This window comes from Aliivibrio sifiae, from assembly GCF_002954705.1.
Taxonomy (GTDB): Bacteria; Pseudomonadota; Gammaproteobacteria; order Enterobacterales; family Vibrionaceae; genus Aliivibrio; species Aliivibrio sifiae_A.
The window spans coordinates 1433150-1443540 of record NZ_MSCO01000001.1 but is presented as its reverse complement, the minus strand read 5'-3'; the positions used below and the strand labels follow the sequence as shown (position 1 = coordinate 1443540).

Annotated in this window: 10 protein-coding genes and 1 pseudogene; 8 read left to right on the top strand and 3 right to left on the bottom strand. The window is 35.9% G+C overall.

The features are described 5' to 3' along the window. A partial coding sequence (locus BTO22_RS06405; protein ID WP_308727209.1) for a hypothetical protein occupies positions 1–388 on the top strand: 388 nt, incomplete at its 5' end. A 45-nt stretch (positions 389–433) separates the two neighbouring features. After that, entirely contained in the window at positions 434–628 is a 195-nt protein-coding gene (locus tag BTO22_RS06400; RefSeq protein WP_105054765.1) for a CPXCG motif-containing cysteine-rich protein, read from the top strand. A gap of 10 nt (positions 629–638) precedes the next feature. On the opposite strand, the gene BTO22_RS06395 is transcribed toward BTO22_RS06400, so the two are convergent. Continuing rightward, entirely contained in the window at positions 639–1349 is a 711-nt protein-coding gene (locus BTO22_RS06395; protein WP_105054764.1) for an SDR family NAD(P)-dependent oxidoreductase, read from the bottom strand. Between the two features lie 236 nt (positions 1350–1585). Between BTO22_RS06395 and BTO22_RS06390 the strand changes: the two genes are divergently transcribed. Beyond that, complete coding sequence (locus BTO22_RS06390) at positions 1586–2272, top strand: MOSC domain-containing protein (RefSeq protein ID WP_105054763.1); 687 nt, start codon at positions 1586–1588, stop codon at positions 2270–2272. Positions 2273–2433: 161 nt separating this feature from the next. Continuing rightward, positions 2434–2787 carry a YkgJ family cysteine cluster protein gene (locus BTO22_RS06385; protein WP_105054762.1) on the top strand — a complete coding sequence of 118 codons (354 nt, stop codon included), beginning with the start codon at positions 2434–2436 and terminating at the stop codon, positions 2785–2787. A gap of 58 nt (positions 2788–2845) precedes the next feature. Here BTO22_RS06385 and BTO22_RS06380 read toward each other — a convergent pair whose 3' ends face one another. Continuing rightward, positions 2846–3991 carry a glycosyltransferase family 4 protein gene (locus tag BTO22_RS06380; protein ID WP_105054761.1) on the bottom strand — a complete coding sequence of 382 codons (1146 nt, stop codon included), beginning with the start codon at positions 3989–3991 and terminating at the stop codon, positions 2846–2848. Between the two features lie 268 nt (positions 3992–4259). On the opposite strand from BTO22_RS06380, the gene BTO22_RS06375 reads away from it, so the two are divergent. The 3 genes from BTO22_RS06375 to BTO22_RS06365 all read left to right on the top strand — a co-directional run bounded on the left by BTO22_RS06375 (position 4260) and on the right by BTO22_RS06365 (position 7157). Beyond that, positions 4260–5183, top strand: a complete 924-nt coding sequence (locus BTO22_RS06375) for a glycosyltransferase family 2 protein (protein WP_105054760.1) — start codon at positions 4260–4262, stop codon at positions 5181–5183. A gap of 12 nt (positions 5184–5195) precedes the next feature. Beyond that, positions 5196–6614, top strand: coding sequence for a lipopolysaccharide biosynthesis protein (locus BTO22_RS06370; RefSeq protein WP_105054759.1), 1419 nt, complete (start codon positions 5196–5198; stop codon positions 6612–6614). Between the two features lie 147 nt (positions 6615–6761). Then, entirely contained in the window at positions 6762–7157 is a 396-nt protein-coding gene (locus BTO22_RS06365; protein WP_105054758.1) for an ACT domain-containing protein, read from the top strand. A gap of 49 nt (positions 7158–7206) precedes the next feature. Here BTO22_RS06365 and BTO22_RS06360 read toward each other — a convergent pair whose 3' ends face one another. Further along, positions 7207–9678, bottom strand: a complete 2472-nt coding sequence (locus BTO22_RS06360; protein WP_105054757.1) for a M9 family metallopeptidase — start codon at positions 9676–9678, stop codon at positions 7207–7209. Positions 9679–10026: 348 nt separating this feature from the next. On the opposite strand from BTO22_RS06360, the pseudogene BTO22_RS20135 reads away from it, so the two are divergent. Then, positions 10027–10360, top strand: a pseudogene (locus BTO22_RS20135) (GNAT family N-acetyltransferase). Positions 10361–10391 lie beyond the last annotated feature (31 nt).

The window sequence follows — 10391 nt, the reverse complement described above, 5'->3', positions numbered from 1 at the left end:
TCAGAGGAAAGCATTGAAAAAATTTATATTGATTATTGCATTTTTAATTTCAGGATGCAGTGAGGTTATCAATCATAACTATCCTACATATCAAGATGCTTTAGAAAATCAGCTTTTTGAGCGTGGTTGGTTACCAAATATTTTACCTGAATCAACGACAAAGATTATCGTTAATAATGATCTTGATCTCAACGCTTCAGCAGGGAGTTTTGTTATAGCTAAACCAGATTTAACTGTTTTTGTTTCACAACTCACTCTTGTGAATGGCAAAGATAGTGTTTTTGAATATTCTTCTGGTAGAAGTGTTTGGCGGTTTACGATTGAAGAAAATGGTTTAGTGGATTATCTACTATTAGCGAATGAAGAGACAGCCGTGAATAGGAAATAGTCTTCTAATCTTAATAGAAGGTCTAATGGTTATTTAGGAGGCGTGATGGAATTATTACACGAAGAAACAATATGTTGCCCTTACTGTAATGAATTAATTGTTATTCTAATTGATCAAGAGGATCATGACCAAGAGTACATTGATGACTGCAGTGTTTGTTGCCGACCCATTCACATTCACGTCATGACTAACGCTAATGATGAGTTAGTCGTGACTGTAAATGATGAAAATGAAGCTTAAGCGTAAATCATTATTTTTCTAAATCAATCGTTTTACAACGGATAGAAAGTGTAGACATACTTGCACTTGGCGATAAGCTACGGATAAAATCAATGGCTTTAGTTAAGTCTTGAGTTTCGATTTTAAGGTTGTTCATAATACGGCCATCATTAGTCATGTCTGTATCAACAACACTTGGGCATAAACAGCAGACCTTAACTCCAAAAGGAAGTAATTCCTGATAGAGCGACTGGCTATAACTCACAATAGCGGCTTTTGTTGCTGAGTAAACGGCGATTTTAGGAACTGGCTCTAGGCCTGCGGTTGAGCCGATATTATAAATCTCACCATAACCTTGCTCTTTCATTTTTTCGACAACCAAATTACATGCAGTAATCGTAGAAAGTAGGTTAACATTTACTAATTCTGAGAGCTGATTTAGTGTTAAATTAGTGTGCCCAGCCATGAGTATACCTGCGCTATTTACCATTACGTCGATAGAGTTGTAATTAGTAATAATTGATGAAATGCTTGATTCAACATCCACAGGGTTATTAAAATCGATATTAATGGCTTCAATACTGCTTGATGGATATTGAGCTTCTAGTTCTCGCTTTGTAGTATTGAGATTATCCTTATTTAACGAAACTAAAATAAGTGAATAACCTTGTTGAGCAAAGTAATGAGAAATCGCTTTTCCTATACCTCGACTCGCACCTGTAATGAGTGCAAATTTAGACATAACAGACTCCTTGTTTATTGTTTTTTTCACCTTAACATCTTCTAATGCTTTCTAAAAGTGACAATCTTATTTAGGCATTTATTATTTTTGTATGTATTTTTAGCAAAAAGATAACAAACTCATTAAAACACTGGCATATATTTGGTTTTTAACATTGTTAAGTATTATTGGTTTTAATGATGACCATGTAATACGATTACGTATTAAAAATACCCGTAAGCAAATGAGGTTAGGGCATGAAAAGTAACTATCTTGATAGAATTTACCGTGGAAAAGTAGAGCATCGCTATGGCTTTGATACAGCGATGAATAAGCTACCTGTAGATACTCACTTATACCTTTCTCTGGAAGGATTAGAAGGAGATCAGTGTGCTGATTTACATCATCATGGTGGCGTTGAGCGTGCGTTGCATCAATATCCTCTAGAGCATTATGCTTACTGGAAAGAAAAGTATGGTGGTGATGTTCAGTGGGAGGCTCCTGGTATGGGGGAGAACTTTAGTTCAAGAGATATGACAGAAGAGACTGTTTGCTTGGGGGACCGTTATCAATGGGGAGAGGCTATTATCGAAGTGAGTCAACCTCGTTCGCCATGCTTTAAATTGAGTAAACGTTGGCAGGTAGAGAATTTCTCTGTTGATATGCAAGAGATTAGTCGCTGTGGCTGGCTATATCGTGTCATTCAACCGGGAATGGTCAGTGTTGATGAACCTCTCGAATTGATTGAACGAGAACCTAACGCAATGACAATACGTGAAGTGTGTGATGTGTTTTTTGGTGATCCGCTGAATAATGATGGTCTACTAAAGCTACAGCAACAAACTAAATTATCAGCTAGTTGGATGACGAAAGTAATAGAACGCCTTGAGACTAACCGTGTAGAGAATTGGAATTTTAGATTGCTCGGACACGCAGGTCTTTAAATACAAAATAGAAGTACCTACCTTATCGGTACTTCATTTTCTTAATCACTAAATTAAAGGCAGAAGAGCATGCGTGTATTAAAATATCTTATGTTATCTGACTGTAAGTGAAGTAACGATGAAGTATAATGTTTTTAGAATTAATTAAAGGTTAGGTATTTATGAACAATAATCGAGAGATCATCGCGAGTTTGCGTGAACGTATTCCAACGTTTGAATGTACGCTAGGGTGTCATGATTGTTGTGGACCAGTTACAACGTCTTCAGAAGAAATGTCTCGCTTGCCAGTAAAAAGCGATGAAGAGCATGAGGCTGCATTAAATGAATTTGATTGTGTTCATTTAGGACCGAAAGGTTGCACTGTTTATGAAGAAAGACCGTTAATATGTCGACTTTTTGGTACAACACCGAACATGCCATGTCCAAATGGCTGCCGACCTAAAGAGATGATTGATTCAAAAACTGAACGTCAGATCCATAGCTATATTGCAAATACAAGACAAGTGCTAGTGTAAATATAATCGTTTTTTTATCGTAGCTAAAACTTAAGCTGAGTAGAATGCTTCTCGGCTTTTATACTCGATTTTCTATCCAGTTTGATAATTGTTTTGCTTGTTTTAATGCATTAAAGTTTTTTTCTACTCGTTGTCTTGCCATTGCTCCCATTTTAGCTCGTTGCTCAAAAGTAAGTTGTGCAAATTGTTCAATGCTTTTTTTCAGCTCTACAACGTTTTTTTCGTTGACTAGGTAGCCTGTCTCAGAGGTGACTATTTCTTTACACCCCATTATATTCGTAGTGATGACTGGCGTTCCAACAGCCATGGCTTCTTTTAACACTAACGGACCAGTATCAACACAACCTGTTTGAGAGAAACAGAAAGGGGCAATTAGGCAATCATATTTAGATAGATTTTCTTTTACCCAATGGTGTGGTTGAGCGCCTAAGAAACATACATGATTTGATAACCCCTTAAGTTTTACCCGCTCTTTTAATTGTTCTTCCATTTCACCCGTACCAATAATATCTAAATGAACATTAAGCGACTTAGCTATTGGCGCTAGAGCATCAATTAAGTAATGAATTCCTTTTTGTTGAACTAATCGACCAAGAAATACAAAGCTTAAGTGATTAGAAGGTTTTTTATCTTCCACTACAAATTGATCTGTTTTTACACCGCAATGTAAGAGTTTTATGTTGCCGGCTGCCATTTTCTCAAAATCATTTTTCATGTCTTTGCAGACCGTAACAACGAAGTCACTGGCTAAAATTTTCTTATCTATATCAAAAGCCGCTTCATACACATCATGTCCATGAGCAACAAACGAGCAAGTGATATTAAGTAATTTAGCAGCAACAATAGCGTGAGCTGCAGTATGCTGGCAAAAATGTGCATGGATATGATCGGCTTTAATGTCGGCAAGCTGTAAAGCCAATTTTAATCCGTAGTTAAAAAGAGATCTCTTAGGTAAATGCTTTTGTTCTCGAATGAATTTCATTGCTTCTAAAACGCCCGACAGGTGGAGATTTTTAAACATATCAGCCTGTATGTTTTTACCTATTTTAATAACGTTATAATCAAATTTATGTTGATAATCTTCAATTTCAAACGCTAATACGCATACGTCATGCCCAGACGCCTTAATAGCGTCAACCTCCGTTTGAATGAAGGTTTCACTAAGAACAGGATAGGTTGGAGCAATAAAAGCCACTTTCTTCATATTCATGCCCTCTAAGACTGATTAAGTAATTAAAGCAAAATATACGCCATTAATTATTTATAATAATATCAATACCTTGCTATTATTTTTATCGTGCTTTGTCATGCGTTCTCAAAATGACAATCAATATGAAATAATGATGAGTGTATTTTTCATTTAGTGTATGCATTTTAAGAAAAGTAAAAATTATTAATGTAATTCAATGCGTTAGTGTTTGGCATGTTTTCTGCTGTAGTTAATTATTACTTCAGTGTTTAGGGATAAAGTTATGGCTAAGGTATCGATAATCATTCCAACATATAATTGTTTAGTTTTTCTGCCTACTGCGATAGACAGTGTATTAACACAAACACATCAAGATTTTGAGCTATTGGTCATTAATGATAATAGTACAGATGGCACGGCAAGTTATTTAAATACATTAATAGATGAAAGAATTATAACGATAACGACTAATGGTGTAGGGGCATCTCTGGCTAGAAATCTAGGGATAGCTAAGGCATCAGGTGAATTTATCGCATTTTTGGATGCTGATGATTTTTGGTTGCCAGAAAAACTGTCAATGCAATTAGCTTTGCATGCTGACTCTCCCAATTTAGCGATGAGCTTTACTAATTATGATCATTTAACTGAAACTTATGAGTCGATAATCGATTGTTTTGGCTATTGGGAACAATTTAAGGGGCAAGATGAAAAGTTTATCACGCTTAAAAACCCACTCGATTTCATTATAAAAAACAATATTATAGGTACGTCGACGGTAATGGTGAAAACTGAGATTTTAACTCAAATGCATCGATTTAATGAAGATTTAAAATATGGTGAAGATTGGGAGTTATGGCTAAGAATATGTGAAAGTCATGACGTTGGAGTTCTAAATTCCATTCAAACAGGTTACTTGATGCGTCAGGATTCAACGACACAAACTGATGGATTACGACTAAGGAACCTTCGATGTATTGAGTTGATTTTGAACCGTTATCAAAAAGATAAGCAATATTGGAACTTATCGTCTTCAGCTCTTAATAATGCGCGAGCTCGAATATTAGAAGGGTATGCGGATTACCATCGTGGTTTGTGTCAATACCGCTCTGCAATAACGTATGGAATTTATTCATTATTTCTTGCGCCTCAAAAAAGAAGAGTTCGTAGCTTGCTTGGTGATTGTAAAAGCATGTTATTACCAGCTTAAGAGGAAGATAGAATGAATTCACTTAAGCAATCAGCGTATTATGCTGTTGGGATCTTAATGATGAAGGGGATCTCTCTTGTTATGATCCCCTATATCACACATAAAATGACGCTTGAAGAGTATGGCTCGTTAGAGTCTTTAGTATTACTTGCTGACATAGGAACCATCTTATTTGGCTTTGGTATTGTTGATGCAATGTATCGTTATGTTGGCGTTGCTAAAGGAGAAGAGAAGCGTCAATTGGTATCAAACTGTTTTACGCTAAGTGTGTTTGTTTGCCTTTTAGGTGGGTTATTCATTGCTATTAGTTTACCTGCTTTATTGCTGGTATTACCGGTTAAATTTTCTTCCTATCAAATATTCCTTTTACTTATTCCTACAATGCTTGATGGTGTTATTTCAATTCCGTTGACCTTGTTGAGGATGAATGCAATGGCTAAACGCTTTTGCTTTTTAAATGTATTTAAAGCGGCAATACAAGCAGTGATGACATTTTTACTTTTAGAGGCAGGATATGGTATTGATGGTGTACTTATCTCTGGTGCGGTATCAAGCATTGTCTTACTGATATGCTTACTGAGTTATCAGTGGCAAGAGATGGGAGTATTTGGTTATTTAAAATCATCTAAGTTGGTATTGAGCTTCGGGCTTCCTGTGCTAGTTGGGGGAGCTTCCGTATATATGATTAATGGATTAGACCGCTGGTTTTTAGCCAGTTTTATAGGGGTGGAGGAATTGGCAGTGTATGCAGTTAGTGCTAAATTTGCGCTGATATTAGGGCTTATTCTTCAACCTTACGCACTGTGGTGGTTTCCTAATCGAGTCTCTATATTACAACTTGAAGATGGGAAGAAAACATGCGCCGATAAAGCGTTGCTCGGAGTAAATATTGGTATTGTTATGGGGACTTTATTGATCCTTATTGTTCCCGGATTAATTACTGTAATGTTACCTCGTAGCTATAATTTAGCCGGAACAATTGCTGTGGTTTTACTGGCGATTGGTATGATTAAAAACGCTGGTGACTATTTGAATTTAGGGTGTTATAGCGGCAATTCGAGCCACTCTCAAATGTGGATTCAAGGCATTTGTGCAGTTGTTGCTGCGGCCGGCTATTTTGTTATAACTCCAACATTTGGTTTATGGGGGGTTGTAGGTGTTTTGGCTACGGCCTATACATTACGTTTGGTATTATTATACATCGTAAGTCAATCGATGGAGTTTCTTCCTTATGAGTATTCAAAATTACTAACTTGCATTGTGATCGCTTTCTTTGCCATTACATTAGATCGTTTTTTAGATAATACACTTACAGATGTACCTGAACTTGTCATCGGAGTTATTGTGAGTTTACTTGCACTGCTTATTTTTGTTAAGTGCGCGGTTATTCCGTATCCTGATACGAGGTTTATCACAACAAAACAGAGTTAATGTGTAGAAAGGAGCGATTTTGTATTGATGTTATTTTTGTTCTCTTTTTAATGAGTGAATGATACGTTTATATCATAATAATAAATATCTTCTTAAGACGTACCGTTTTTTGTCATGTTAGAGCGATAAAATAGACAGGGGTAGAAGGTGTCGGGAATTACGGATTTGGATAAGTTACTAGTGTCAATGTCTCCAAAATTGATGGATGGTCACTATGTATTTTGTACAGTGCAGGGAAAGTTGAGTGAATACGTTCAATATAATCCGTTAGCAACATACCAAGAAAGTGAAGGGCTAACATTGGTATTACCGTTAGAAGAAGCTCGTCAAGGGGAGTTTGAGTTCACTGGTGTGTATTGTTTGATCACGTTAATGGTTCATTCTAGTTTGGATGCGGTGGGGTTAACTGCTGCAGTCGCAAATAAATTGAAGTCTAATAACATTAGTGCAAATGTTATTGCTGCTTATCATCATGATCATATCTTTATTCAAAAAGAGAAGGCAGAGCTAGCATTAGAGGCATTGAAAGAATTTAGCCGTTGATATGTAAATAGTTGCGGCGATAATGCCGCAACGATTAGATTCAACTGCTTTAATAGAATGTAGCGTATATACCCACTAAATTATCAGGATGCGAGGCTGTTACTGAGAAATAAACGTAACCTGCTTTTTCAACGTTCATTTCAATGAATTTGTTACGTGCTTTACCTGTAGAGGATCCTTCATTTTTGGTCTCTGTTGGCCAATAACCTTTAGCTGCATAGAGATTAATATCACCTTTATCTACATTTGCTGTTGATTTTTTCTTATCAACCCAAATGCGGACAGTTTGCTCATCTTTTGGTACATATAATGCTAAATAACGCTGTTTATTAATTATGATCTCTGTTGCGACATTATTATCTAATAGGATCGGTTTTAAATTATCAGATGGCATTGAAGGAGTCGTGGACGTATTATTAGTGTCTACATTAACCGCCAAAGTCACTTTTTTAAACGTATCTCGTGCTGCGACACTAAAGTAATAGCGGCCGACTTTAAGAGGTGTATTGGTATTATTTGATCCAAATTGAATGCTTTCATCGCTACCACGTTGAAAATTACTTGTTTCATAATCATAGTAGTGAGCGACTTTATTGAAACTTGCATATAAATCGGCATCACCATCTCCATTGATAGATACAGACACGACAGCTGCATCTGATGTGACATCAAAATAAAATAATTGCTCATTATAAATCTCTGACGATAGTGTGATGGTTGTATTTGCACTGAGTGCTGTCATCGTTTCTGAAGGTTGTGTTGGTTTCTGAGGCTCATTGGTTTTTTTGTCATCAAGTGTCGTTTCATCAACAACAGTATCTAGCCATACATTGAATTCATCATCGTATTGTTCACCAATATTTTTTATTGTTTTGGCCCATTCTTTATAATCGCCATCGCGAGAAAGTGCTAATAAAAGATCGACCTTTTCAGGATGGTTATCGATAAGAAAACGAACGGCTAAATACCCCCAACGATAAATACGGTCAGTATTATGATCGTATGTTGTAGCTAACACGTCAGATAAGCGATAGGTTTTTTGTCGCCCAATTTGAATCGCTGCACTATAAGTGTTTTTATAAGACATATATTCAGCAAAACCTTCTAGCCACCAAACAATATAACCTTCTCGTAAATTATCGTTAAAACCGCCATGTTGGTTAAAGCGGCCATCCAGATAATGTATGTATTCATGCTCAAGGTTTAAGATAGAAAATTTGTTGTTATTATCTTGGCGATAAGCAATAAATCGAGCTTGGTTGTTTATTTTACTTGGTGAGCCTTCAAGATATTGGCCACCATTGTTTGTTGTGTTACCAAACAAAAAAGAAGAGTAAGTAATGTAATCAGCATTACTATTGAAGACAGCAACCTCAAGGGTATCGTTTAGGTCATCATCGACTGGACGGTAACCACTGTTAGTAACTAGATGGAAGTCAGCTTCTTTTACATTTAATGTGTCACAACTTGCTTGGGCTTGTTCTTGAGTCATATTTTGGCCACGAATGATTGCAGGACCATCACATTGATAATTTAAGGTCATGATACGTTGTTCTAATTCATCTTTGGCATTTTTAAGACCAAACTCAGCAGCTCTATCTGGGGCGAAATAGGTTATCATTTCAGCTATACCAACCCACATTTTATCGCTTTTACCTCCCAATGGATAACGATCTAATAAATCTTTTAAAATGGTAAATACCTGTTGACGGGTGCTTGCGTGTGGGCTTGCAAGTAAGCGACCCATTTCACGACCGGCATTAGTGACTAAGAATCCTGATTTTGTTTCTAATGCCCATTCTTTATTTAAGATAAATTGGTGTAATTGTGTGAGATATTCTGGATGGGCTTGCAGATTGTCGTAATAGGTTTGTATACCAGAGTGTCCGTTCATTGCTTGAAATAAAACATTTAAGTTTTTCTGATTCTCCCAACTCTCTGCGTTTTCAATAGAGAGGGAATCTAATGAATTTACAAGGGAACTCATGATAGAAGGCAGTTGTCGAATACTGTCAATCATATAGATCATGCTATACATGGCACTCGTTTGGTTTTTCCCTTTTGTCATTGCTTTGGGGTGCGCAATAAAAGATTGGATACTTGCAGCCAATTGCATATCGAGTTGCTCAGAATAATCTTCTAGCTCTGCTTTAAAACCATAACGAACGAAATAGGCTGCGCGAACATATTCTGCTAGATTTTCAATTTTTTTTGCCTGTGTATCTTCACCTTTATATTCCATAATGCGTAGATTAAGTCGGTTAACTACTTTTTGTAATTGTGGTTCGCTATATAAGGATTCAAATAATGAACGAGGAGCATCGAACCAAGATCTCTGGCAATTATTATCTGCAATTTCTATTTGATCGAGAAATTGATTTGATTCTGAGATGCTTTTTATTGAGCATGATTGAGCCTCTCCAGGCTCAATAGCAAGTGTAGATGGTGAAATTAAACTTCCTGCAATAGCAAGTGCGAGCGAAGTGATGCGGTACCAACTGCGGATGTAATTATTAATCATAGTATCTCTAAGTTATTGGGTTTATTTTGCGGGGTGTGTTTTTATCAACAAAACATTCACGATACCAATGCAATTCTTATTGTTAAGATCGCAGTTCAGAAATTGCACATATAGTAATTACGCCTATTGCTTTAGATTTAATAACTATTTTCCAATGTTATATAAAAGTTAATTTAAGAGTGGAACAATATAAATTATCGGTATTTAATAAATAGAAATCGAAGAGGTCTTATAAATGATTAATAAGAAAATTACGCTTATATTGCGTAGAAATTTAAAATAGTTAAACATAGGTGTATTAATATTATTGTTACCATTATTAATGTAAGACTATGAAAAGTATTAAAAATAAGAAATTATGTTGAAGATGATACTGGTGAGTCATGGGAAATATTCTTTAATACGGTTAGAAATATAAATATTCATGATTACTCTAAAGAACAAGTAATCGCATGGGCACCTAGTGATTTTGATTTTACTGTTTGGTGCCATTACTAATATCAAGGTAAAGGGGTCGGTAACGCATTAATGAATCACATTTTCTCTATAGGAAAGGAGAAAGGGTTATCGCGATATTATTCAGAAGTAACTATTTACAGCGAAATCTTTTTATGAACATTTTGGATTTACGATTGTTAAGCAACAAATGATTGATGTTCGTGGGCAAAAGCTTGTAAATTAGGTGATGGAAAAAGTGATTAATTACAGATATC

Excerpts from the sequence above, each read along its gene's own strand:
- BTO22_RS06400 (WP_105054765.1), top strand. The coding sequence starts at position 434 with ATGGAATTATTACACGAAGAAACAATATGTTGCCCTTACTGTAATGAA.
- BTO22_RS06395 (WP_105054764.1), bottom strand. The coding sequence starts at position 1,349 with ATGTCTAAATTTGCACTCATTACAGGTGCGAGTCGAGGTATAGGAAAA.
- BTO22_RS06390 (WP_105054763.1), top strand. The coding sequence starts at position 1,586 with ATGAAAAGTAACTATCTTGATAGAATTTACCGTGGAAAAGTAGAGCAT.
- BTO22_RS06385 (WP_105054762.1), top strand. The coding sequence starts at position 2,434 with ATGAACAATAATCGAGAGATCATCGCGAGTTTGCGTGAACGTATTCCA.
- BTO22_RS06380 (WP_105054761.1), bottom strand. The coding sequence starts at position 3,991 with ATGAAGAAAGTGGCTTTTATTGCTCCAACCTATCCTGTTCTTAGTGAA.
- BTO22_RS06375 (WP_105054760.1), top strand. The coding sequence starts at position 4,260 with ATGGCTAAGGTATCGATAATCATTCCAACATATAATTGTTTAGTTTTT.
- BTO22_RS06370 (WP_105054759.1), top strand. The coding sequence starts at position 5,196 with ATGAATTCACTTAAGCAATCAGCGTATTATGCTGTTGGGATCTTAATG.
- BTO22_RS06360 (WP_105054757.1), bottom strand. The coding sequence starts at position 9,678 with ATGATTAATAATTACATCCGCAGTTGGTACCGCATCACTTCGCTCGCA.